Annotated in this window: 15 protein-coding genes and 1 tRNA gene; 10 read left to right on the top strand and 6 right to left on the bottom strand. The window is 35.9% G+C overall.

Annotated features, from left to right (window positions below; translation table 11 throughout):
- The first annotated feature begins 285 nt into the window (after positions 1 to 285).
- Both EGI22_RS21875 and EGI22_RS21870 read left to right on the top strand, forming a co-directional pair.
- Entirely contained in the window at positions 286 to 3,021 is a 2,736-nt protein-coding gene (locus EGI22_RS21875) for a bifunctional YncE family protein/alkaline phosphatase family protein (protein WP_255070673.1), read from the top strand.
- 216 nt (positions 3,022 to 3,237) lie between these two features.
- Entirely contained in the window at positions 3,238 to 4,041 is an 804-nt protein-coding gene (locus tag EGI22_RS21870) for a DUF3667 domain-containing protein (RefSeq protein ID WP_255070672.1), read from the top strand.
- 164 nt (positions 4,042 to 4,205) lie between these two features.
- On the opposite strand, the gene EGI22_RS21865 is transcribed toward EGI22_RS21870, so the two are convergent.
- Positions 4,206 to 6,569 (bottom strand): TonB-dependent receptor, encoded by a 2,364-nt coding sequence (locus EGI22_RS21865; RefSeq protein ID WP_255070671.1) that lies wholly within the window; start codon positions 6,567 to 6,569, stop codon positions 4,206 to 4,208.
- Between the two features lie 327 nt (positions 6,570 to 6,896).
- On the opposite strand from EGI22_RS21865, the gene EGI22_RS21860 reads away from it, so the two are divergent.
- From EGI22_RS21860 to EGI22_RS21825, 8 genes are all read left to right on the top strand, one after another.
- Entirely contained in the window at positions 6,897 to 9,650 is a 2,754-nt protein-coding gene (locus EGI22_RS21860) for a TonB-dependent receptor (RefSeq protein ID WP_255070669.1), read from the top strand.
- Between the two features lie 27 nt (positions 9,651 to 9,677).
- The gene (locus tag EGI22_RS21855; protein WP_255070668.1) at positions 9,678 to 10,997 is read left to right on the top strand and encodes a T9SS C-terminal target domain-containing protein; all 1,320 of its coding nucleotides are present in this window, start codon (positions 9,678 to 9,680) and stop codon (positions 10,995 to 10,997) included.
- Between the two features lie 644 nt (positions 10,998 to 11,641).
- Positions 11,642 to 11,713: transfer RNA gene (locus EGI22_RS21850), tRNA-Arg, on the top strand.
- Positions 11,714 to 11,967: 254 nt separating this feature from the next.
- Complete coding sequence (locus tag EGI22_RS21845) at positions 11,968 to 12,774, top strand: UDP-2,3-diacylglucosamine diphosphatase (protein WP_255070667.1); 807 nt, start codon at positions 11,968 to 11,970, stop codon at positions 12,772 to 12,774.
- 4 nt (positions 12,775 to 12,778) lie between these two features.
- Complete coding sequence (locus EGI22_RS21840) at positions 12,779 to 13,933, top strand: glycosyltransferase family protein (RefSeq protein ID WP_255070665.1); 1,155 nt, start codon at positions 12,779 to 12,781, stop codon at positions 13,931 to 13,933.
- A 36-nt stretch (positions 13,934 to 13,969) separates the two neighbouring features.
- The gene (locus EGI22_RS21835; RefSeq protein WP_255070664.1) at positions 13,970 to 15,523 is read left to right on the top strand and encodes a GH3 auxin-responsive promoter family protein; all 1,554 of its coding nucleotides are present in this window, start codon (positions 13,970 to 13,972) and stop codon (positions 15,521 to 15,523) included.
- Entirely contained in the window at positions 15,516 to 16,130 is a 615-nt protein-coding gene (locus EGI22_RS21830) for a LysE family translocator (protein WP_255070663.1), read from the top strand. The genes EGI22_RS21835 and EGI22_RS21830 overlap by 8 nt, the downstream gene beginning before the upstream one ends.
- 141 nt (positions 16,131 to 16,271) lie before the next feature.
- Positions 16,272 to 16,823 carry a hypothetical protein gene (locus EGI22_RS21825; RefSeq protein ID WP_255070661.1) on the top strand — a complete coding sequence of 184 codons (552 nt, stop codon included), beginning with the start codon at positions 16,272 to 16,274 and terminating at the stop codon, positions 16,821 to 16,823.
- Between the two features lie 62 nt (positions 16,824 to 16,885).
- Here EGI22_RS21825 and EGI22_RS21820 read toward each other — a convergent pair whose 3' ends face one another.
- The 5 genes from EGI22_RS21820 to EGI22_RS21800 all read right to left on the bottom strand — a co-directional run bounded on the left by EGI22_RS21820 (position 16,886) and on the right by EGI22_RS21800 (position 26,847).
- Complete coding sequence (locus EGI22_RS21820; protein WP_255070659.1) at positions 16,886 to 19,648, bottom strand: alkaline phosphatase family protein; 2,763 nt, start codon at positions 19,646 to 19,648, stop codon at positions 16,886 to 16,888.
- A 104-nt stretch (positions 19,649 to 19,752) separates the two neighbouring features.
- Positions 19,753 to 20,313 carry an HD domain-containing protein gene (locus tag EGI22_RS21815; protein ID WP_255070657.1) on the bottom strand — a complete coding sequence of 187 codons (561 nt, stop codon included), beginning with the start codon at positions 20,311 to 20,313 and terminating at the stop codon, positions 19,753 to 19,755.
- 404 nt (positions 20,314 to 20,717) lie between these two features.
- Entirely contained in the window at positions 20,718 to 22,310 is a 1,593-nt protein-coding gene (locus tag EGI22_RS21810) for a SusD/RagB family nutrient-binding outer membrane lipoprotein (protein WP_255070655.1), read from the bottom strand.
- A gap of 33 nt (positions 22,311 to 22,343) precedes the next feature.
- A complete protein-coding gene (locus EGI22_RS21805; RefSeq protein WP_255070654.1) occupies positions 22,344 to 25,553 on the bottom strand; it encodes a SusC/RagA family TonB-linked outer membrane protein in 3,210 nt (1,069 codons plus the stop codon).
- Between the two features lie 229 nt (positions 25,554 to 25,782).
- On the bottom strand, positions 25,783 to 26,847 hold the full coding sequence (locus tag EGI22_RS21800; protein ID WP_255070653.1) for an alkaline phosphatase family protein: 1,065 nt from the start codon (positions 26,845 to 26,847) through the stop codon (positions 25,783 to 25,785).
- Positions 26,848 to 26,886: the final 39 nt, after the last annotated feature.

Below are 26,886 nucleotides of genomic sequence, written 5' to 3'. Positions count from 1 at the left end.
GGTTTAATTTAATTGTGTTTTTATTTTTTTGGAATTAAACTTCAAAATTTTAGATTTGATTTTCATAAATATTACTTTAAAAGTTTGTACATAATGCAAATTTATGTTTTGAACTATTTGGGGTAAATTAACAATTTATCTAAGAATGTTAAATTTAAAGAAAAACAAGGTTTATTAATCATAGGTTAAGTTTGAAGACGAACAAAACTTAACAAAAATCCAACATACAAATTTTGAAGATTTCAGTATTTAAAAGTTAAATTGCATGTCTCAATTTATCCTTTGATGAAAAATTATTTTAAAACCTTTCTTCCTGTTTTTCTGATTTCTTTTAGTTTTTGGGCTTGCAAAACCAATCATTTGCAAAAAAAAGGAAGTAGTGAATATAGCAACACTATTGACCAACAAACTCTTTTAGCTACCGAAGCTCCTTACATAATGCCCTATAACCGTATTTTGGACCCAGCAGGTGTTTCTGTTGCTTTTGGAGACGGTACATTAGAAAATCATAGTTTAGATGCTATCAAACTCAACGACAACAAGACTTTAGTTGTTGAAGACCGTTTCGGAATTGCTTTTTTTGATATCGATACAAAAAAACTGATTGACCGATGGGCTTATAATTCAGATGAAAAGTTTAAAGGAATCATGAGTACTTTTTCGGGTTTAAGCTCCATTGTTTACCACGATTCTACCTTTATATTTTGGAGTGCAGGAGGAAGAAATATGGTATTAAACGAAAACGACTTGGGCAATTCTTTTGTGTTGCAAGCCTATTGGGATGGCAAAAAAGCAAAATTTATCAAAGCGTTCCCTTTCAAACCGAAAGCTCCAGCCACTATTGCTCTTCCTAATCAGGTAATAACAAAAATTGAAAATGGTGACTTGTATTTTTATACCGTTCTGAATGGCAATAACGATTTTGTAAAAGTACGTGTTGCAGATAGTAAAGTCCTTTTCGAAAGTCCAACAGGCGTAGCACCTTTTGGCTTGGAAATAGTTGGCGATAAGGCTTTTGTGAGCAATTGGGCTGGCCCAGTGCCCAATGATTCTGACGGATTAGAAACTGCAGGAATTCCTTGGGGGAAAGCTTACGTTGATCCCAAAACTGGGGCCATGAGTCAAGGTTCAGTTTCTATAATCAACACCAATTCTGGGAGAGTTTTAAACGAAATAAAAGTAGGTTTGCATCCAAATGCTATCATTTCTAGTGCCGATAAAAAGCTGATTTATGTATCTAATGGCAATAGCGACAATATATCAGTGATAGACATTGAAACTCAAAAGGTCGTTGATACCATAGCGGTTGGTTTGTTTAATGATAGAAAGGAATATGTGGGTTCCACGCCAAACGGTTTAGCAATCAATGCCGATGAATCGGTTTTATATGTGGCCAATGGCCTCGATAATGCCATTTGTGTGGTGGATTTAAAACAAAAAAGTGAGAATCAAAACTACACTATCAAGGGTTTTATACCTACAGAAGCCTATCCTTCGGCCATTGTTTTGCATAATGATGAAATGATCGTTTGTAATTTGGAAGCCATAGGTGCAAGAGCTCTAAATTCAACGGAGTTTGATGATAAAAGCAAAAAAAGTCGCGAAAAAGTAAAGGCTTTTAATGCTCATAAACAGCTGGCCTCCATTTCATTTATTGAGCTGCCCAATCAAAACCAGCTGGACGCTTATACCGAAAAGGTAAAAAAACTGAATTTATCCTACCGAATGGAACTTACCAAGCAACTCCCGAGGGAAAACATTGCTCCAGTTCCAGTTCCTGAGCGTATTGGAGAGCCTTCGGTTTTCAAACACGTGCTGTATATCATTAAAGAAAACCGTACTTACGACCAAGTTTTGGGTGACTTACCACAAGGCAGAGGCATGGAGTCTCTTTGTATTTTTGGTGATTCAGTTACACCTAATCAACATCAATTTGCCAAAGACTACCTTTTGATGGACAATTACCACGTATCAGGCAAAGGCTCGGCAGAGGGGCATCATTGGGCATCGGCAGGCATGGTTACAGACTATACAGAAAAGTCGGTTAGGGCATGGTTCCGTAGTTATCCTCATGTTTTATACGACGCCATGGTGTACAACAAAAACGGTCTGATTTGGAACAATGCCTTAGATCATGGCAAAACCGTGCGGATTTACGGCGAAGCCTGTGATTTTCATTTTGACGATGGAAAAACCTACGATTGGAAAACACTTTTTGAAAAGAGAAAAAACAATGATTTAGCGGATTTAAAATATCATAGTACAACTACCATTTCTAGAATTAGGCCATTTTTGTCTCAAACTTTTCCGGGTGGTTCAGAGGAAATAGTCTCTGACCAGATGCGAGCCGATGATTTTATCAGAGAGTTAAATGAAAGAGAAGCTAATGGAGGAGACCTACCCAATCTGATGGTGATGGCCTTACCCAATGACCATACCTCTGGTACAAATCCTAGCTTTCCCACTCCGAGAGCCATGGTAGCTGACAATGACTTGGCAGTGGGTAGGATTGTGGAGGCAATCACAAAAAGCAAATTTGCCAAGAATACCGTAATTTTTATTACTGAAGATGACTCCCAAGCAGGTTGGGATCATATTTCCTCTTACCGAACCACCGGATTTGTAATCAGTCCTTATAACCGACTTCAAAATACAGTAAGCACCCAATACAACCAAACTTCGATGTTACGCACTATGGAACTGATTTTGGGTTTGCCACCAATGAACGTAATAGACGCAACGGCTCTGCCCATGTTTGATTGCTTCAATAAAACCCCAGATTTTACCTTTAATTACAAAGCCAGAAATAACCTAATACCGCTCGACGAAATGAATCCTGTAAGAAGCAAACTGTCAGGAGCAGCCTTAAAATTTCACGACCAAACTATTAAATACGGTTTTCATCAAATCGACAAAGGGCATGACGATGTTCTGAACAGAATTCTTTGGTTTTCGGTAAAAGGAAACAAGAAATATCCAGCAAAATTGGCAGGAGATGACGATGATGAAGAAGGGGAGTAATTAAAGTTGGTTTTGAATAAAAATGAAGTGCGGTGAATAATTTTAGAGATTAAGTTTCTCGTGAAATAAGCCAAAACTCCATTGTTTCACACTATTCCTATTATTATATTTGATGGAAAATATTCGAATCCAGATATTCGAAATTTTCTTTCACTTTCTCTATTTTTGTTTTTCAAATAAAAGATATTAATAAATTAAAAATCTGATAATATAAACTTGGCAAAATTGACAACAAAGAAAGGCTTAAATAATATTACAACAACTTGTAAGAATTGTGATTATAGTTTTGAAGGTAATTTCTGCAATAATTGTGGACAAACAGCTAACACTCATGATATAAATTTTCATGAAATACTACACGAAATACAACATAGTATTTTGCATATTGACAAAGGCATTCTTTTCACTACTAAAGAATTATTTAAAAGACCTGGAAATTCAATTAGAGAATATATTTTTGGGAAAAGAGTTAAGCATTTTAAGCCATTTGCGTATATATTATTATTATCTACTATATACGCACTATTATCAAAATTTTCGGATAAGACGACTGATATTGATCAAATGATTCTTGGATATAACAATGGTTCAAATACTGTTTTAAAAGGAAAAGAAGATTTAATTGTTGATGTATTACATTGGATGCAGCAACATTATGCATATACAACTTTACTTCTAATTCCCATTATTTCATTGGCTTCCTATTTATCTTTTTTTAAAACTAAATATAATTATTTTCAACATCTAATTCTTAATACGTTTATAGCAGGCCAAAAAACTGCAATTTTCTTGCTAATGCTACCAATTGTTTACTTTATTAAAGACAATGATTTAAATGATTCAATTGACACTTTCAAAGTATATTTAGGTATATTTTTAACGTTTTTGACCTATTATCAATTTTTTGATTCAACTAAACCTGTTAAAAGAATTTTTCTTACAGTTTTAACCTATATAGTAATGGTTATATTGATCTTTGTAATAGTTCTAATATTTGGAATATTGATAAAATTGATTTGAAATATGGATCAAAAACCAGCATCTTTTTATACTAAAAAAACGATGAATTTTATTTTCAAATAAAAAAACATTTTATGCTCTTTTTCAAATTGTTTCCTTAAAACAAGTACCACCTTTAACGTAAAAGAAATATCTCGATCAATTTCTCTAGCCATCCCCCTCTATCAAAAATCAAACTGAAAAGTCAAAACGGGTATAAAGCCACTTCCTCGGTATTGGGTATAGGTGGTGTTTGTGGCGGAATCGTAGGCTACGCTGGTTGGGTTGAGTCTATTGGTGGCATTCTGAAAATCCAAACTGATGTTTCCGGAAGTTTTTTCACCGTTAAATCTATACGCAATTCGTGTATCTAGCCTTTTGAAAGGCTGCACCTGCCCATCGTTTTCTTTGGTTTGGTCTGCTACATAATATCCTTTTTCTTTTGAAAGCACGGGATCAAATGGTGTGTATCTAAACCCTCCGCTGAACAAATACCTGCCACCAATCTGCAAAATATTGCCGTTTTTGAAAGGAAACTCTTTTCCAAAAGTATAGCTCGAAGAGAACCTTGTGTTGAATCGGCTATTGTGCCAAAGTCCGTCGTTGGCCTTAAACTTGGAGTCTAACAAGGAAAAGGTAGCCAAGAAGAAATAAGAATTAGAAAACTGCTTTTCTAAAGCCAAATCTATGCCTTTGTTTCGGCCTAAGCCTTTGCTTTTCACTTGGAACTCTGGAAAATCGGAACTATAGTTTAGCAACCAATAATTAGAAGTTATATCGGCACTGATGGGCACATTGAAAATATTCTGATAATAGGCCTCCAAGCTTAGTCGCATACGGTTTTGGGTATAATGATGAAATGCCGCAATAAAATGGTCAGACTTGATGGGCTTTAAATTTAAGTTGATATTGTTTCCCAATGAATCTGCAAAGAAATAGGTCATCATTGGTAAAATCCTACCATGTCTTCCATAGGCAAAACTCACTTTGCTGGCAGAACTTGGTGCATATTGCATAGAAACTCTCGGTTCTATTGAGCTGGTTTTATTCGGTAAAAATTCTAAAAAATGCATACCTGTGTTGAGCGAAAACTTTGGTGTAAGTTTATAGGTAGTCTGAATATATTGCTGCAGCATTTGGCTGTTTCCATCGCCTTTTACAGATACATTGGTTGATCTTTGGTTGATGTCTTGTTGGTTGAGTCGGGCTTTTGTTTCTTTAAAAAAGTCATAGAAAATCTGGTTGGCTATTACGCCAGTTTTCACCCAAAACTTATCTGTCAACCTTTTAGAATAGGCAATCGAAGCCACAAGTCTTTTGTCGAGATATCGTTCTGTATTATATCTAAACCTTACATTCTGTATATCTAAGGTGTCAGAATTTCTGATTTGGTCGCTTCCAACCAAGGCCACCGAAACTTTAATATTGGTCTTACTATCAGGTAAATAGGTGTAGGTATAGCCCACTGCTCCCATGTTAGATGGCTTTACGCGGTCTTCCCATTCGTTTACTCTTGTCGGGTTTCTGTCTGGGCCATTCGCAACAGGCAGATAATGCTCCTCGCTTAAGCCACCAATACCAAAAATGGTAGAAACTGATTTTTTCTTTTTGAAAACCAGGTTAAAAGACAAATCTTGGAAATCATTGGTGACGCGTTCGCCTACCAAATAAAAACCCATTTTGCCCAATAAACCCAAAGTTGAATACCGATAGTTGACCAAATAAGAAGAGGAGCCTTGTTTGATTGGCCCTTCGGTTGCAAAATCAAGACCTAAAATGCCCACTTTAGCTCGATATTCTTTCTTTTGCATATCTCCATGTCTAAACTGCACATCAAATGCTCCCGAAAGTGCATTGCCATATTCGGCTGCAAAGCCGCCAGTTGAAAAATCAGACTTGGCCAAAAGCTGAGCTGAAAAAACCGAAACGCCTCCGCCAGACGAACCAACAACAGCAAAATGGTTGGGATTTGGCATGTCTATTCCTTCCAATCTCCAAAGAATTCCGATAGGTGAATTGCCTCTCACCACTATCTGGTTTTCGGTATCATCTGGCCCACGCTGCACACCAGGATATGATAATGCCACTCGCCCAGGGTCATTTACGCCAGCAGGCATACGCTCGGTTTCTTCTGAAGTAAACGAACGTGTACTCACAACAGATAACTCATTTAGAGGTTCGAAAGCATTTTTGTTAGCACTGACTACAAGCTCTTTAGCGTCAATTGCTCCTGAAATCAATTCTATTTTTACAATCGAACTTTTTGCTGAAGTTAAAATTATCGCTTCAGTTTTTAAAGGTAAATAGCCTAAATAACTAACTGTTAAAATCTGCCTACCAATGGGTACTTGATTGATTACAAAATTTCCGTCTTGGTCTGAAGATACCACCAGTTTGGGATTTGAATTTTCAACAATTATGGTAGCACCAGGCAAAGCAGTTTTAGTTTGTTTGTCTAAAACTTGACCATAAATACTTTGAAAGTGTTTTTGAGCGAAAGTGGATGAAGTTGCCAAAAGCAAAATAAAGAATAGAAGTCTATGCTCCATATTATAGGGTTTATTAATGGTTGGTTTATTTGAGGATTGAAAAATACTATTAATTGTCAAATTATTTAAATTTTGATAATTAAAATATTAAAAACAAACATTTTTTTGAGAAACATCAATAAATCAAGCTTCCACTGATTGTTCCAAAGAATTCAATTCAATGAAATATAAATATCTTGTTTTCAATACATTAGAATGAATAATTGTTTAAAATTTTCAAATAGTAACCTAAGCATAACATTGACTTAACATTAACTTAACATTGGCGAAGTAGTTTTGCACTGTGAAAAAAATATACCAATAATTACAAGTCAAATTACCAATTTAATGAACAAGTTTAAGTTTTTAGTATTATTTCTCCTAATTTCTACGTTTACCTTCGCTCAGTCAGGAATTTTAAAAGGTAACGTTAAAGAAAAAACTTCAAATGAAGGTGCTATCGGAGCAACAGTTAAAGTAGAGAACACCACATTTGCTGCGATGACTGATATAGAAGGAAATTTTATTTTTTCTAAATTACCTGCTGGAAGCTACAAGATTACGATTACAAGTATTGGTTTTGCAACTCAAACTATAGAGAATGTAAGAATTGAGTCAGACAAAACTTCAATTATCAATATTACACTTGAAGACGACAGTAAAATGTTGGAAGGTGTAGTAATAAAAGCACAGAGAATGACAGGAACAGAGGTTTCGGTAATATCTGAAATTAGACAAATACAAAACATTGCCGTTGGGGTATCATCTCAACAAATTACCAAAACACAAGACAGAGATGCTTCGCAAGTAGTAAGACGTGTGCCAGGTGTTTCTATTTTCGACGATAGATTTATAGTAATCAGAGGATTAAACGAAAGATATAACACGGTTTTATTAAATGATATTATCACTCCTTCTACTGAGGTTGACGTAAAATCTTTCTCATTTGACTTGATTCCTAGCTCTGCAATAGACAGAATGATGGTTTACAAATCTCCATCTGCCGAACTACCAGGAGATATAGCTGGTGGAGCAATCAAGATTTTCACGAAGACCGTTCCAGATGGCAACAATCTATCATTTGGAGTGACGGTAGGTTATAGAGGAAACGCTACAGGACAAAAAACTTTTTATTCAAAAGGTAGTCCTTTAGATGTTTTAGGATTTGGAGGGGCAGACAGACAATTGCCTGACAATTTCGCTTCAACTAGAAAAGTTATAAACTTTGCTTCAAACGATAACGTGATTCAGCAATTTAGAGATTTGAATTCTTACTATGATGTTACGAGCAAGTCAATCAATCCTGACATCAGAGCAAATATTAACTTTAGCAGAAGGTTTTTCTTTGGTAGAAAAGAGCTTACAAACATAAGTTATGTAAACTACTCTAACACAAACACCAATCAGTTTGTAAAACAATATAGATATTTCTACAATGGCGAGGTACAAAACGACTTCAATGACCAATCTTATGCAAACAATGTAAGATTAGGAGCAATGAGCAACTGGGCGTTGATATTGAATCCTAAAAACAAAATCGAATTTCGTAATTTGTTCAATCAATTGGCTTCAAAAGAGACTGTTACAAGAAATGGAAATTTGTATGAAAACAACCTAGAGACATTTAATCAGTCTATGAGATATGAGCAAAAAAGTATATTCTCTTCTCAATTGAACGGAACGCACGAACTTACTGCATCATCAAAATTGAGGTGGATAGCTGGTTTGGGTTATACTATAAGAAAAGAGCCTGATTACAGAAGATTTACATCTTCTAGAGAAATTGGTACTACTGGAGATTACAAAATGGACTTGCAACAATTCGAATCTCCTACGCTTACTCAAGCAGCAAGATTTTTCTCTAGCATGGATGAATTTGTACTTACTGGTTCTTTGAATTATGACAAAATAATTGGTACAAAAAATGACGATGAAACGCTAAATAAAGTGTTGAAGGTGGGTACTTATACTGAGTATAAAGACCGTTATTTCAAAGCTAGATGGTTTGGAATTGTAAATCCAAATCGACTTACAACAGAGTTCTTATCGTTAGATCCAAATAATTTCTTTACAAATGATAATCTAAGTGCATCAAAAGTTTATTACGCAGAAGGTACAAACTTTGACGATTCATACACTGCACAGAATTTCTTGCAAGCTGGATTTGCAAGTTTCTATTTACCTATCAACGAGAAGTTTAATGCGACCTTTGGATTCAGAGGAGAATATAACCAACAAATGCTACAAAGCCGTCAACGTGGTGGTGGTGCAGCAATAGATGTTAACAACCCAATATTCAGTCCACTTCCTTCGGTAAATGCGATGTACAAGTTTAATGTTAAAAACATCTTAAGATTTGGATATGGAAGTACTGTAAACAGACCAGAATTTAGAGAGTTGGCTCCGTTTACCTATTATGACTTTGCATTTGATGTGTCAAGAAGAGGAAATCAGAATATCAAAGTTGCTCAAATCCAAAACCTTGATTTGAGATATGAATTCTACCCTTCAGAAAGTGAATTGATAACTTTTGGAGTATTCTATAAAAAGTTCAAAAACCCAATAGAGGCAGCAATTTTCTACAATGGAAGTAACATCTCATTTACAGTTGAAAACTCAGAGTCAGCACAATCAGCTGGGGTGGAGTTAGAAGTTAGAAAAAACATCAATAAACACTGGATGGGCGTATTTAATGCTTCGTTGATCAATTCTAACGTAAAAGTAAGTGGCTTATCTGATTACAGTAGATATTTACAAGGCCAATCACCATTTCTTGTGAATGCTGGATTGTTCTATAACTTACCAGAAAAAGGATTCCAAGCTAACGTACTATACAATGTAATCGGAAAGAGAATTTTTGTAATTGGTGATAATATTTTGAGCTCAAATGTTTTTGAAATGCCTCGTCAGATTGTAGACTTAAACGTCTCAAAATCTTTCGGTAGAGTAGATTTGAAAGCTGGAGCACAAGATATATTTAACCAAGCATTTAGATTGATACAAGACACCAACCGTGACAATAAAATAACAGCAGAAGATGGCGTTTACCAAACATATAAAAGAGGTTCGAATATTTATTTAGGATTAAATTTTAAATTATAATTATTTTTTTCAAAACCAAAGAAAATTATGAAACGCAGATTCTTATTACTATTATCATTAGGCTTAGGATTGGCTGTTGCTTCTTGCGACAGAACAACAACAGAAGACAACACTGACCCAACACCTACTGGTACAGACAAAACGATTAAAGGAAGTATAACTTCAAATATAACGTTGAAGGCTATTGACAAAAACATTTTAGAGGGTTTTGTGTATGTGGAAGCAGGTGCTACTTTGACTATAGAACCTGGTACAGTTATTAAAGGAGATAAAGCTACAAAAGCGACTTTGATAGTTAAGCCAGGAGGTAAAATTATAGCAGAAGGTACAGTTGAAAAACCAATCGTTTTTACTTCAAATCAACCAAAAGGATCTCGTAACTATGGTGACTGGGGTGGCGTAGTATTGTTAGGAAAAGCACCTGTAAACAAAAATCCAGCAACTATCGAAGGTGAAAATATTTCTACTTTTGGTGGATCTGATGCCGCTGACAATTCAGGTATATTAAAATATGTTAGAATTGAGTTTGGAGGAATCGCTTTTGAAACTGACAAAGAAATCAACGGTTTGACATTTGGAGGGGTAGGTAGCGGAACAATTATCGATTATGTGCAAATTTCATTCAGTGGTGATGATAGCTATGAGTGGTTTGGAGGTACAGTAAATGCAAAACACTTAATTGCTTACAAAGGACTAGATGACGACTTTGATACTGACTGGGGATATGCTGGTAGAGTACAATATGGATTGGCTTTAAGAGACCCTAAGGTTGCTGACCAATGTTCTTGCTCTGACTCAAACGGTTTTGAATCTGATAACGATGGTTCAGGATCAGATGCCTCTCCGCAAACTTCTGCAACATTTGCAAACATCACTATTATAATGGGAGAAGGTACACCAGATGCAAAATTCCGTTCTGGATACAGAATCCGAAGAAACTCAGCTCTTTCTATCTATAACTCATTAGTGGCTGGAGCATATCCAAAAGGTGGATTGGAGTTAGGAGATGCTGCGACTCAAAAGAATTTTGTAGACGGCAAAAGTGAATATAAAGGTTTGATATTGGCTGGAATGACAAAAGGTATTGTAGCTGGTGACGAAGCAAAATTGAAAGATGCATCAAGAAAAAATCAGTTTGGTGTTGAAATTTCAACTTTAGGATTGCCTTCAGGATATAATAGCATCAGTGGAAAGCCAAGTTTATTGCCTATTTCAGCTTCAATATTGTTGAATTCTGGAGTTACGCTTCCAAGTGGATTCGAAGCAAATACCTACGTAGGTGCTTTCAATACAACAGATTGGACGGCAACTTGGACTAACTTTGATCCTCAAAATACTGAATATTAATAACATTAAAATACTCTTTTTCTGGCATTTGAAGAAGATAAAGAAAATCTTGAATTTAAGTTTTCAAAACTTGATTCATATTGGTAAATGCCGCAAAGACCCCAACCTTGTTGGGGTTCTTTGTTTTTAGACATTTAATATTTCTCGCAAACCTTTTTTTATAATTCAAATTTCCCGAAATTTGCACTCCGAAAATAGGAATACCACCTGAGGGTCCCGTAGTTCAACGGATAGAACCGACGGTCGGCCCCGAGTGTTTCCTAAACAATAGATCGAAGTTCGAAAGAAATTGGATAGAAAAAAGCAGATAAAAATAAAATGGTCCCGTAGTTCAACGGATAGAACCGACGGTCGGCCCCGAGTGTTTCCTAAACAATAGATCCAAGTTCGAAAGAAATTGGATAGAAAAAAGCAGATAAAAATAAAACGGTCCCGTAGTTCAATGGATAGAACCGACGGTCGGCCCCGAGTGTTTCCTAAACAATAGATCGAAGTTCGAAAGAAATTGGATAGAAAAAAGTAGATAAAAATAAAACGGTCCCGTAGTTCAACGGATAGAACCGACGGTCGGCCCCGAGTGTTTCCTAAACAATAGATCCAAGTTCGAAAGAAATTGGATAGAAAAAAGTAGATAAAAATAAAATGGTCCCGTAGTTCAACGGATAGAATAGTTGTTTCCTAAACAATAGATCCAAGTTCGATTCTTGGCGGGATCACAAAAGCCTCCTTCAGGAGGCTTTTTTTATTGCATTTGTTTTCTAAACAATAGATCCAACAGGGACGCCTGCCGGTTCGATTCTTGGCGGGATCACAGAAAGCCTCCAATTTGGGGGCTTTTTTTATGCCTTGGAATTAATTTCTCTTAATATTTCTCACTCAAAATATACCTAATAACCTTTTTAAGAAAAATTCTCAATTTCCTAACACTGCCTTAACTTTCAGTTTACAATGATTTTGGAAATTTGTTAGCATGATAGCAAATAAGCATTACAAAACCATTGTCATCTCCGACGTCCATTTGGGTACTAGTGGCTCAAAAGCTAGAGAAGTGACGAAGTTTCTGAACGAATATTTTTGTGAACGCCTCATCTTAAACGGTGATATAATAGACGGCTGGCAGCTTCAAAAATATGGCTCTTGGAAAAAGAAGCATACGGCTTTTATTAGACTTCTTCTAAAAAAAATAGAAAAACACAATACCGTGGTCACTTACATCAGAGGTAATCACGATGATTTTCTTGACCAAATAGTTCCCTTTGCTATAGGACCAAATTTCAAGATAGTCAAGGACATGATCTTGCAAACTGGCAACAAAAAATTTTACGTTACACATGGCGATGTGTTTGATTTGGTAACAAAAAAAGCCAAATGGTTGGCCCATATTGGCGATTTAGGGTATACTTTTTTATTGTATATCAACAAGAAATACAACCAATACCGAAAATCAAAAGGCTTACCCTATTACTCGGTATCCATGCGGGTAAAAAAATCAATAAAGTTGGCTGTTAATTATATCTCAGATTTCGAGATTCAATTGGCTGAGCTTGCTAAATCAAAAGATTGTCAGGGAATTATTTGTGGTCATATTCACCAACCCGCCATAAAAGAAATAGACGGTATAAAATATCTCAACTCAGGCGACTGGGTAGAGAGTATGACTGCCCTAGTGGAGGATTTCGAAGGGAACTGGGATTTGGTCTATTACTACGTAAGCGAAAAATCCACCGATTTTACCCTAAATGAAATAGTACCAGAAATACTAAAACAAGCTGTTTAAATTTATGAAAGTATTGTTTATAATTCAAGGCGAAGGTCGTGGGCACTTAACGCAAGCTATTAGTTTAAAGAAAATCCTAGAAAACAATAAGCATACTGTCTGCGGAGTATTTGTAGGAAAAAGCATTTCAGGTGAAAAACCAAGTTTTATAGAAGCCGACTTCAACCAAACTTTGACGTATTTCGATTGCCCGTCTTTGGTGTATAGAAATGACGGCAACGGGCTTAGCATTCAGAATACTTTGAAAGAAAACTTGATTAATTTCAAGGCTTTTTTTAAAAGTCTTAAACTTTTAAAATCCAATATTAATAAACTGGAGCCAGATGTAATTGTTAATTTTTATGATATTCTTGGCGGACTTTTCAAGCTTAACAATCCCTTTTCTACAATTCCAATGGTTTGTATTGGTCATCAATATCTATTATTACATTCTTCTTTCAAATATCCCGAGTCTTCTTTTTTAGATAGATTTTTGGTAAATATGAATTCAAGAATTACAGCTATTGGGGCAAAAAGACAATTGGCTTTGAGTTTAAACCCAATTTCGTCAGAAGGCAGAATTCGCGGAATAGCTCCTTTGTTAAGGTTTAATGTAAGAGATATAATTCCGCAAAAGGGGGAATATTATTTGGCATATTTGACCAATCACTGCCTTCTTCCGTCTTTAACAAAATGGCAAAAACAAAACCCAGAAGTAGAAGTGCATTGTTTTTGTAAAACAGATATAGAAATCGATCAGCCGAATTTCCATATACACGAACTGAATGCTCAAAAATTCATCGCTATGATGGCCAATGCCAAAGGACTCCTAACGAGTGCTGGATTTGAGTCGGTGTGCGAAGCGGTTTATTTTGGTAAGCCAGTTTTTATGGTGCCCGTACCTAATCATTTTGAGCAAAGCTGCAATGCCCACGATTTCTACCTATATGGAGCAGGACTAAAAGCTAAAGAGTTTCAATTGGATGAGTTTTTAGATTTTACAGAAACCTACCAAAACAAATCGAACCAATTTGAGGATTGGTGTAATTATAGCCAATTTACAATAATCGACCACCTAGAGCAATGCAAATCAAAAAGAAAAAAGAAAGTCTTTAAGTTAAACTTCAAGCTAAATATTAGTTTCTCAATCTTGAGTTTCTTAAAACTTAATATCTCTTAAAAGAAAACGCTCTATTACTATTTTAATGAAAAACCTATGGCTTTGTTAGGCGAAATTATTCTGAAAGGCATAAAAATAAAAAAAACTCCCTCAAAAAAAACACCATTACAACAACAACTCAAAGAGCTTAAAAAACTGATGAATAAAGCCAAAGAATCACGATTTGGCAAATATTATAGATTTGAGCAAATCTTAAAACATCGAAGAGTATTTCAAAAACCGAGAAATACCAAGGAGTTTTATTTGGCCTTTAAAAACGAAGTGCCTTGCTTTGATTACAACAAAATGTATGCCGATTGGTGGAGTCTTACTCATGACGACCAAAGAGATATAACTTGGCCCGGAAAAGTAAAATATTATGCATTGAGTTCTGGGACTTCTGGTGCTCCAAGTAAATATATACCTGTAACAAAAGACCAGTTAAAAGCTATAAAAAAAACAGGGGTAAAGCAAATATTGGACTTGAAGAATTTCGACTTCAAAGCTTCTGATTTTGAAAAGAGTATTTTGATGCTAGGTGGAAGTACCCAGCTAGTAAAATCAAAAAAACATTTGGAAGGGGACCTGAGCGGTATCACTACATCCAATTTGCCGTTTTGGATGAAGTCTCACTACAAACCAGGCAATAAAATAGCCAAAGAGCAAGATTGGAGCGTAAAACTAGATAGAATAGTAAAAGAAGCTCACAAGTGGGATATTGGATACATTGCAGGTGTGCCAGCATGGATACAGATAATGATGGAAAAAATCATTGCACATTATGAGCTTAAAAACATCCATGATATTTGGCCAAATTTAGCTGGGTTTTGTCATGGAGGAGTAGCTTTTGAACCTTACAAAAAAAGCTTCGAAAAACTGCTTGGAAAACCCATAAAATACATAGAAACCTATTTGGCATCAGAAGGTTTTTTCGCTTACCAAGAAAACCAAAACTCCGATAGTATGAAATTGGTGCTTAATGGAGGCGTATTTTATGAATTTGTTCCCTTCAATAGTCAGAATTTCGATGAAGACGGTAATCTGAAAGAAAATGCACAGACCTATATTATTGATGAAGTAAAAGAAAATATTGACTACGCGATGCTCATTTCTACTTGTGCAGGAGCGTGGAGATATCTTTTGGGTGACACGATTAAATTTACGCATGCAAAAAAATGCGAAATAAAAATCACAGGTAGAACCAAGCATTTTTTGAGCCTTTGTGGGGAGCATCTTTCTGTCGAAAACATGAACACAGCGATTAATATTGTAGTAGCCGAAATGAACGTTTGCGTAAAAGAATTTACTGTTTTGGGTGTTTCGCAGGATTCCCTTTTTGCACACGAATGGTATATAGGCTCAAACGATAAAATTGATAAAAAAATCTTTGCCAAAAAACTTGACGCTGCCCTTAAAACCCTAAATGACGATTATAAAACAGAAAGGCTGCATGCCATCAAAAAAATAAGTGTTGAGGTATTGCCAGAAGCCATTTTTTATGCTTGGCTGGCCTCAAAAGGTAAAATGGGAGGTCAGATAAAGTTCCCGAGGGTATTAAAAAATGGGCAAGTGCAAGATTGGAAACAGTTTATTGGATTGGTGAATGTTTGAAACGTTAGCAAATGGAATTTTAATAGGCTTGGGTTCGGCTTTTCTAATTGGCCCTGTTTTTATTTCTATCGTCAATGCGTCTATTCAGAATGGGTTTTCTGTTGCTAAATACCTAGCTTTGGGCGTGGCAATCAGTGATTTATTGTATATTGTTTTAGCATCAATATTCACAGATATCATTCTAAAAAATGAGTATTATGAAAAATATTCCCAAAGTTTTAAAATCATTTTTCTTTTAGCTTATGGGATATACCTTCTGCTTAAAAAAGTGGTAGTGGAAGAGCAAAATACAAATTATAAATCTTCAAATCAAAAACTTAAAAATATTACCAAGGGAATTTTGATAAATGGACTAAACCCTGGAGTATTGATATTTTGGTTCGGAATTATATCTGCTTTTTCAAGTCAGTATATTGGCAATCCTGAACGAAAACTAATATTACTGATATTTATTATCCTTACAACTTTTTCTATGGATCTATTCAAAATAAAACTAGCTGCTAAGTTTTCTTCGAGGCTTAATATCAAAAGTATAAAAGTGATTAATCGGTTTATTGGGATCGCTTTTTTAATCACTGCATTGGCTTTAATTTTTAAAAATACATGAGATTTTTTTCATAAAAACTTATGCACATTTTTTCTTGAATAAAAAAGAAAAGTACATCTCCGCTTAAAAACTTAATATTGACTTAACAATAGTTTTTTATAATATTGCCTTTTCATTAAGTATCATAAATATTTTAAAAGAATGAAAGGAGAAAAATTAGCTCTCAAAACCAAGTTGATTGAGGCATTGGCGTCGATAGTCAAAGAAGACAAAAGTAAAAAGATAGATAAGACTGTAAAAAGTGTAGCTCAGAAAATTGCTGATCAGGTTGTAGAAGATAGAAAAAAAGCTGCAAAAAAAGCTGAAAAGTTAGCTAAGAAAATGGAGAAAAAAGCTAAAAAAGAAGCAGCAGCTCTAGCTAAAAAGGAAGCAAAAAAAGCGAAAGATAGTAAGGGTAAAGAGGATAAGGCAAAAGGTAAAAAGGCAAAAGGTAAAAAAGAGGTAAAAGCAGTAGCGGTAGAGGTTAAACCTGTTGCGGTTAAGCCAGTTATTACCAAAGTTGCTACTCCTAAAACTACTACACCTAAAGCTGTGGCTCCAAAAGCGACTGTTGCAAAGCCGGTAGTTAACAAAACTGTTACAGCTAAGCCTGCGGCACCTAAAACCACTCCAGCTAAAAAGCCAGTTGCTGCTAAAGCTGCTGTAACTAAACCTGCTACGGCTAAAGCCACAGAAACTAAAACAACAAATTGATTTTGTGAAAATAAAGCAAAAAGCCCAATCCGTCGGATTGGGCTTTTTGTATTTAAGGTATTTTAGTTTTTTTCGTGCTTATCGTCTTCAGCTCGACGCTTTTGCATGGTTTCTGTTCTATCCAGTTCTTCAGATTCATTAAAAGCTTTCCAGTCAAATTTTTCATCAAATGGATCTAAAGCTTTTTGCGGATTAAAAACTCTGATATCTGGTGCTAGGGCATTATACGGAGAAAAATCTGGCTCGTTGGTAAACAAATCGCTCAAATCTGTAGCACTTACATCGTATTGGTTGAGATAAGGAATCCCAAAGACTTTCCAGAAAGTTTTGAAAATGCTGCCGAAGCTATAGTGTTGATTGCCAACGTAATTCTTCTTGGTATATGGCGACATCACCATCAATAGACTCCTATGTGCATCAACGTGGTCAACACCGCCTTGTGGGTCGTCTTCTGTTACCACTATCATCATGTTTTTCCAGTAGGGTGTTTTTGACAAAAACTCTATAGTTCTACCCAAAGCCAAATCATTATCTGCCATATAACTTTCCTGAAACGGCCAGCCAGCATTTGGTCTTTCTTTTGAGCCGTGATCATTTGGCAATTGCAAAGTTATCAAAGAAGGCAAGCCGCCATTTCCCCATCTTTCTTTAAACTCCCTTATGAATTCATCTGCTCTAAACTGGTCAGGAATAGCCATGTTGTAAGTTGGGAAAGTACGAGAAGATTGGTTGTAAAGTGGAGCAGAAATTGGATAGTTTATGGTGTACAATTCTCCTGTATATTTCATGGTGCTGTCAGAAAAAGCTCCGGCCATTTCGACACCGAATCCGAAGTTGAACAAGTCTTTTTTGTTTCTATCCATGTGGTCCCAAAGTGAACCGCCTTCGTTGTAATCTTCAGGATATATACTACCTGCCGAGCCATAAATAGACCAATTGCCAGGTGCATTTGAGGAGTCTTTCATGCCGCGTCTACCACCATAAGAAGCCGCGGTATTGGTTTCTACCCATTCGTTCGGATAGGTATTTACCAACCATCTATGGCCATCAGCGGAAACATCGGAATCACAGAAAAAATTATCAGCAATGGCAAATCTATTCGCCAAAGCATAGTGGTTAGGCATCACATCGGCATGTAATACAGTACTATCGCCAGCTCTGTTTCTCACTGTTCTGTTCATCCCAAATCTCGCCATTTCTGATTCCCCATTCCCTGATTTTAGTTGACCAAAAACTTCGTCATATGTACGGTTCTCTTTAGATATAAATACGATATGTTTGATGTTTTCTGAACCTTCCAAAGGCTTGCTAGGAATTACTTTTTCGGCTTGATTTTTATATTCAGCTATTGGCGTGAATTTATAATTATTATCCAAAATCTTTTGCGTCAAAACTTTAAGTTCGGCATCAGAAGGAATATCAAAAACCGAAACAACGCCTTTCATCAAACTGCCGATATAGCTGCCTTCCGCTCCGATTTTAAAAGTGCTACCGCCGTTTGGCCCACTACCAAATCCTTTGGCATTGGCTACTATCAAAGTCTTGCCATTTGGGCTAACTTTTAGTTTGCTTGGAAACCACGCAGTAGGAATGTATCCTTTGATATCCAAAGTTTTGGCATCGACTACAGCAACGGCATTTATTCCAGCCAATGCCACATATAGTCGAGATTGGTCAGGAGAAAGCGTAATACCGAACGGAATCAAACCTCGTAAATTCCCTAATCTTGGTTCAGGATTTAGCATGAGGTTTTTTATCAAATTCCCAGTTTTAATATCGATAACAGATACGCAGTCATTGTTCCCATTAGATACAAAAACTTTATCGTTTGTGGCAATTACTGAGTTGGGACTACTTCCACCTACAGCTTCGAAGTCCTCAATTTTTTCACCTACTAAAAAACCAGTTTTGATTTTTTTGATATCTTTCAAAGGGTCAATATTTAGCTTCTGTGTGTATTTGCTAATATTATAAACCCAAACTGAAAAAGCTTGGTCCACGTTTGGGTCACCTAAAGGGTTTATTCCTTCTTCTGGTTTTCCTTCTTTCATTTCTTTGGAGCCATAAGTGCTCGCTATCCATTTGTGAGCGGTGTTTTTTAAATCTTTCGGGTCTACATCTGTAAACGGACTGTATTCAAAAACCCCAACATTGGCCACTACCAAATGTTTTTGATCTGGCGTAAGCGTCAGGCCAAAAGGATATCGACCAGTAGGAATATTTCCAATGAGTTTTTTTGTAGCTACATCTATTATTCCAATTCTAAAATTGAGTTGATCCGCCACAAAAAGCAATTTTTCGTCTTTGGACAAAATCATGTCACCCAAATATCCATGTGAATAGTCTACTTTAGAATTCTTAGTTCCACAGGCTATTACGCCGAGTTTTTTACCCGTGTTTGGATTGAAAAGGTGAATTTGATTGGTAACCCCACCAGCCACATAAACGATTGTTTTGGCTTTGTTTACTGCCAATCCCATAAAACAAGCTTCCAAAATGCCATTGTCGGTCCTTGCTCCTTCAGGGATTTGTTTAACGGTGGGATTCGTGCCATTCAAGCCTTTTATGATATTGATAGAGAAAGGGTTGATTCCCGAATTTGAGGTTATGGCCATATCACCGTCGTCACTCAGAATAAGTCCGAATGGGTGAGGAGCGGTCATGTATTGTTTGCCTAATGGCGTTATCAATCTTCCGTTTGGTAATATACTGGTACCAGATTTATTGATTTTTGCAGGCAAATTGCCGGCAGGAGCAGTTATTTCATATTGAACTTGAGCAATCGCAGAACTGCTCAGGATAAAGAATAGGAGTATTTTTTTCATTTTGGAAAAGGTCGTTTTTAATGAAATAGTAATTTTTCTAAATTGCCTAAGTTTTTAAATATAGCAGATAAAAATGAAAGTTTTAATCTAACATTTCTATTTATTCATGAATTTAAATATTTACGAATAATTGATAAAGCATATTCCAAATCCATTGGTTTGTAATCTTGTATTTTGGCTTGGTCGTCCCATCTTCTTAGCATGATGCTTTCTTCAAAGTATGGACTGGTTTCGAATGCTAAAGCCTCTTCTTCTACCATAATTCCTCCTTGGAATTCCAAAGTTTTTTTACTCGCATCAGATAGTTTCTCAAAATATTCGGGATTTCTGAAACATAAATACTTTTTAGCTGCTACATGGTTTTCTATCACAACCTGTATTTTCAATGAGAATCCTCTTTCTGCTAACCAATTAGCCGCAGCTTCTTCATGATCTAAACGGCCATATATGTCCATTTCTTCCGCCTTGGTACTTTGGAGCATGTGCCCTATATCGTGTAAAAATCCTGCAATCTGCATTTCAATATCTTGATTTTCATCTATTGCAAATTGCATGGCTTGTACTGCATGCTCATATTGACTTACTTTTTCGCCAAAATATTCTTCTTCTCCATTGTCTGTAAAAAGAGCTTCTATTTCTTCAATTATCGTTTCTTTTGTTTCCATATTTATGAATTAAAAATATAATGGTCCGATTTAAAAATATTATAGCAAAAAATATAGTTTAATTGATTATTCAAAAGGTATTATTAACATTTTGAGAAATATACCTCCCTAAATACTTTGTGTCGGCTGCCACCTGGGCCTTCATTTTTTTTCGAAAAAAAACGAAGCAAAAAAAACAGCACCCAGCAAACTCACGCACTCAAAATTCTCTGAATTTAAAGTTAATAAAAGAAATTTTTTTGTAAGAGAATTTTGATTGCGTTCAGACAGTGCTGGCTGTTATAAGGAACCATTTTTACTTATTTTTTTCGGACAACATTAATATAATATAAATAAGAAAAACGGAGCATAACTCCGTTTTCTACAATCAATCTTTTTAACCTAATTATTCTATGACGAATGTCTTATTTTAGCATCCAAATCAAATCATTGATGTCATCTTTTCCACCATATTGACTTGCAATCGCTGCTTTGTAGTTTTCTGTATTTGTTGTCCTTTCTGACAAAGGATAAATCCAACGCATGGCTATTCTTCCTGAGTTACCAGTTCCTACGCCTTTATAAAAAGTTGGGAAGCCAGTACGTCTCCAGTTGAAATATGCCTCCATGCCAGAGTTCATAAAAAACGCTAAGTATTTTTGGGTAAGAATTTTCTCCAAACCGGCATTGCCTGCTTCGTATTTTACATTGGCTTGGGCAGCAAAATCGTTGAAATTAAAATCAATAGAATATGTCTTTTGATCTGCCGCATCTCTACTTCCCGTTTGTGAATAATACATGGTATTTGCACCGTCTTTTATTCCATAAAACTCTTGTGAAGCTTTGATTCCGTTCAAGTAAAACTGCTCAGCATTTCCACTAGCCCAACCTCTGTTAAATCCTTCGGCGATATTGAAACACTGCTCAGGATATCCAACCAAAAACGTGCTTTCGCCTACATAGTTTGAATAATACCGTTTTCTGTTTTGAAACGAATATTGACCCGGAGCAAAATCTGATCCATTGTTACTACCAGCTTTTGCTGACATATCGGCCAAATCTTCTCCTGCTTCTGCACCTACAAAAGAAGTAAAATCTGAAGGTAATTTACCAGCTTTCAATAAAGCTCCAACCGGCTCACATGTAATCATTACACGTGGGTCTTTACTTTCTACTAATCTTTCAATGTAAGATTTAGACATGTTCTGACGGGTAGCATCAAAACCAAAGTTGTCAGGATTAGAAGGATATTTATTGTATTGGTTTGATACAAATTGAAGACTTTCAGAAGTAGCAGAAAACAAAGGATATTTAGCAGGATTAGCTACAATAGCAGCAAATTTAGACTTGATATTTAAGTCAGCATCTCCTTCTTTTTTGCTTAAGCTTATCAAAATTCTCAATTGAAAAGCGTTAACAGCTTTTTGCCATTTTCTTAAGTCTCCACCATAATAAAAATCTCCAGCCAAAGTCTGATTTCCTTTGGTAATCAAAGACGTTAAATCAGCATTTGATTCTTCTAACCACTTCAATATTTGTACATAAACTTCCTTTTGGGTATCATATTTAGGCGTCAAATTATCGATACCTTGCAATGCTTCAGACGAAGGCAAATCACCCACACGTTTGGTCATTTGATCGTAAAAGAAAGCTCTGAAAAACTTACCCACAGCTGAGTAAGGATTTACAGTTTCTGCTCCTGCTTTTAAAGCTTCTTCTTCCATTTTTACGACATTTTTAAGTGTCAAGAAATGATTAGGAGTTTCTGTCCAAGTATATTCGTTTGTAGCATAGTAGTTGTAATTAGAAAGATAAAACTGATTCCAACGCATCTCTGCACTAAAGGCACGGCCTGTATTGTTATACATATCAGCTTCTATTCCTTGCACCACCAATGAAGCGGGTACCGCTGTAGGGTTATTTGGGTTTACTTCTAACTCTTCAAACGTTTTGTCACAACTCATGCCAACAAGCATTAGCAACGCGAACAATCCTATATTTAATTTATTCTTTAACATGTCTTTTTTTGATAAAATTTAAAAATGATAACCTTAGAATTTCAAGGCGAAATTTACACCATATCTTCTAGTAGAAGGTGTCTGTAAGCCCGAACTACCACCATCCAAGTATTGATTCAAATCGATATCTTTTTTCTCAGCAAAATAGAAAAGGTTACGACCTACAAATGAAATTGAAACATCGTGAAAAACTTTGCCAGTAAATTTAGAAGGGATTGTATAGCCCAAAATCACTTCTCTAAGCATCCCAAATGAACGACTCATTAAATTACCTTCGTCCGAGTTGTAATATCTACTTACCCAGTCTTGAAGATATTGTTTGGTTGTATTTGGAGCATAGCTTAACTCTGCATAATTGGTAACTTTTCCATCAGCATCGAAAGCCAAGGCAACATTATTTGCAACTTGCACACCTTCGCCTACCCACGATTTCACACCTATTACATCTTGCTCATGAGCAGTTAACATTTCGCCAGTAGCCAAGTCTATGTGACGACCACCTCTGAAAGTCTGTTTTTGAATATAATTGGATAATACTCCACCAATTCTACCGTCAAACTGGAAGCTAAAGCTTACGTTTTTATAACCAAATTTGTTGTTTATTCCGAACACAAAATCAGGGTTCATATTGCCAAGATGCTGAGCTACTGGAGCATATATAGGGCGACCAGAAGCGTCATTGATGATTTGTCCTTCTGGCGTTCTTACAAAAGCTCTTCCATAATATTTATCTACTCTATCACCAACTTTTAAGAAAGTATTCAAGCTTTCAACACCAGGATAAATCTCGGTAAGTTTCTCTTGGAAAGTAGAATAGTTAGCCAAAATATCCCATGTAAGACCATTTGGATTCTTAATTGGAGAGCCCGTCAAAGATATTTCCCATCCTTTTTTCTGAGTTTTGATACCATTTACAAGTGCTGAAGTATACCCAGTTGTACTTGAAATTGGCAAGTTAAAAATTTTCGGACCTTCGTCAGATACGAAATAGGTTACATCTAAACCAATTCTGTTTTGCAATACTCTAAAATCCAAACCGATCTCTTTCTGTGCAGTAGTAGATGGTTGAATGTTTGGATTTGTAAGTGTATTAGAATAATAAGCCGCAGTTTGGTTATTGTAGGCAAACGGCGTAGAATATGATGCTGAGTTTTGGTAAGTTGGACCATTGTACGGCGACGAATATTGATCACCATAACCCAAAGGATAGCTAGCGTTAGGCGTAGCACCAATAGAAGACTGTGTCAAACCATCTTTCACATTGGCGTACGAAGCTCTTAGTTTCCAAAATGAAACAAACTCAGGCAATTTTACATAATCTGTCAATGAAGTAGCCAAGGAAACTGATGGATAGAAAAAGGTATTGTTTCCTGCCGGTAAAGTAGAAAGTTTATCCACACGACCAGTCGTTGACAAAGTCAAGGCATTTTTATAAGAGAAGTCAGCTGAATAATAGGCCGAGTTTACTCTCATATCAGAGTTGAAATTGTACAATTTAACTGGATTAGCAGAATTGGCGAAATTGTATAATCCAGGTACATTCAAATAATCAGTTTTGCCGAAAGAAGAATTATAATCGAATGTTCTGATATTTCCTCCAACCCACACTTTAGCATTGATATCTTTTACGATGTCTTTGTCAAATCTTACCAATATATCCGTATTGTTTTCAAACAAGTTTCTTCTGTCTTCTGAGTAGTCACCTCTACGCTCGTCACGTCCATAGGCACCCGCACTGTAAGGCATTTTTTCTGTACGAAGCAAATTCCAAGTAGTGATTTGAGAACGGAACATTACATCTAAATAATCAGTAAACTTATAAGTCATAGAAGCCTGTCCAACGATATCCGTTTTATGATGACCTCTCAACCACTCATAACTCATAAAGTACGGGTTGTTGTATCTTTGGTATTCAGCATATATCTGTTGGATACCCTCTTTTCCTTCTTGCCAGTAGTTTTTCATATCGTCAACGTCCCAGTCAGCTCCACCCCAAGTAGTCATGTTATAAATGATAGAGTTTGGGCCGTAGTTTACGTCTGGAATATTTGGCGTATACTGCTTATTGTATTGTAAACTTGATTCAAATTTCAATCTTTTAGTGAACTGATAATCAGCACCTATGTTGAAATTGGTTATATTCAATTTGGTATTTGGTACAATTCCTTTTTGGAATATTTGCGAAGTTGAAAAACGTAGGTTGTGTTTTTCTCCAGATGAAGAAACTGAGAGATTGTTTGTTGACAAAATACCAGTTTCTAAAAATCTTGATAAATTGTCTTTTCCTCTTGCAACATAAGGTGTCGGGATTCTTTTACCAGTAACAGGGTCAATAGGGGAGTCGTATTGAGCTATTAACTGTCCATCAAATTTTGGTCCCCAGCCTGCATCATAATCGCCGTCGTTAAGACCGCCGCCTTTACCATCTACAAACGAATATTGACCATGGTCGCCAGGTCCAAAAACATCCTGAACTTTAGGAATTGCATAAAAACCTTTATCAGCCATTGTCGATGAGTTGAAGTCCACCGAAAATCCTCTTTTGTCTTTAGAACCTTTTTTGGTTGTGATCAAAATCGCACCATTTTTACCTCTAAAACCATACAAAGCCGATGCTGATGCTCCTTTCAATACTGAATATGTTTCGATATCGTCAGGGTTAACATTCCAAGTGTCAGAGTTTACAGGTACACCATCAATTACAAAAAGCACGTCAGAGTTTCCTCTCAACATGATGTTTGGCTTTCTTAAAAGTTCTGGTTGCATACCAATAGTAAGACCAGCAACTTTACCCACTAATGCACTTACAGCGTTTGGCTCACGGGCTTTAATAACCGAAGAACCATCCACCGACTGGATAGCAACACCGATTCTTCTTGCGTCTTTTTTGATACCTAAGGCTGTTACTACCACTTCGCTCAATGCTTTTGCATCTTCAAGTAATTCTACTGAAATCGAGCTTTGGTTTCCAACCTTGATTTCCTTTGAAGTAAAACCAATAGAAGAAAAAACCAAAATTGATTCTTTTGAACTTGCCGTGATTTTGAAATCACCATTCTGATCTGTAACAGTACCTACGCCGGTACCTTTCACTAATACACTCACGCCTGGGATAGGCTCGTTTTTAACATCTTTCACTGTGCCGCTAACAGGCATCTGTGCAAAAGAAAGAGAAGCAGTAAAACTCAACAAGCTGATAATGAGCAAAGTCTTGTTGAATAATTGAAGTAGTTTTCTTTTCATTGAAGATTTTCTTTGGTTAATTTTAAATTTTCACACCGCAAAAGTCTTCTTTGATTATTAACTAAATGTTATGGAAATAGAAGTTGACAATTTCATAACAATTGACGATTTCGCTTAATGATTTTTTAACATTAAGTTTTCGATGAAAAAGCTATTTTATAAAAAAACCAGAGACAAAATCTCTGGCCTTTATTGTATTCTTTAAGTTTGATATATAGGGTTAAAAATCTTATTTTTTTGTTGAAGAAATAGCCTTTCCTATCTCTTTACCATTCTCAAAGTTTTCTCCTAAAAATGCAGCGGCAGTTTTAGCAATTTGATTTTGAAATAAATTTTGTTTTGTTTTAACCTCACCCATTGCAGGCGTATCAGGCCCGATTACCGCCATCCAAATCTGTGCAGCATCTCTGATTCGCTGCCCATGGCTGGTCCATTCCGATTTGATGATATCACCTCTACCGTGATCTGTCGTAATGATAAAAGTTGTTTTGTCTTTATATTTTGGTTGCGATTGGCAATAATCCCAAAGGTCCTGAAGGTATTTATCAAACGAATGAGCCGATTCTAAATATTCTTTATAATTTCCGGCATGAGCCCAACCGTCGGTGTCGTCAAAAGAAAGAAATAAAACCTTAGGCTTGTTTTTTTCTACATATTCTTTGGCAAAAAAATAAGTCACAAAATCTGCTCTTTCTGCATGTGCCGGTGGTGACATTTCCATTATTTCATTTAACAAAACTTCTTTTGGACTTGGATTTACAATTACTTTTTCATCACCAGAATTTACTGGTATTCCACTCCTTTTTTCGTTGATGATATAGGGGAAACAATCCCAAGTAGAAAAAGCCGCCACTTTTCCTTTGTATTTTGGTTTATTATTTAAAAACTCTAAAACCGTTACATTTTCATTGTCTTTTTTATCATTTGAATTGATTTTGATATCCGCATAACCAGTCAAAATCTCGTTATAACCAGGATACGAAAACCTATAAATGTTTTCAACGTCCATAAAATTACCCAACCACCTATTTCCGTAGATTTGGCCTTCATTTTTTATTTTATTCCACATAAAAGGAAACAAAGTCTCTCTTCGCTCTGCGGCAGTTTTTTTCCAGAATTTTTTAACCATGGCAGCCGAATCCTTGGTATAGGTTTTGTCAAAAATCAAAGCAGAATCGGCCCCGCTAAACATATCCTGCCAACGTAAACCGTCTGAAGTGATGATGAAAACATTCTCAGTTTTCTGAGCAAATGAGGTGAATGAAATAAATAGGAATAGGATTATTTTTTTCATATTGAATTTTGAAGAATTTGATTATTTTTAATTTGATAG

This window comes from Lacihabitans sp. LS3-19 (assembly GCF_024343575.1).
Classification (GTDB): Bacteria; Bacteroidota; Bacteroidia; order Cytophagales; family Spirosomataceae; genus Leadbetterella.
The sequence above is the reverse complement of the archived record's forward strand: the minus strand, read 5'-3'. Positions and strand labels throughout refer to the sequence as shown.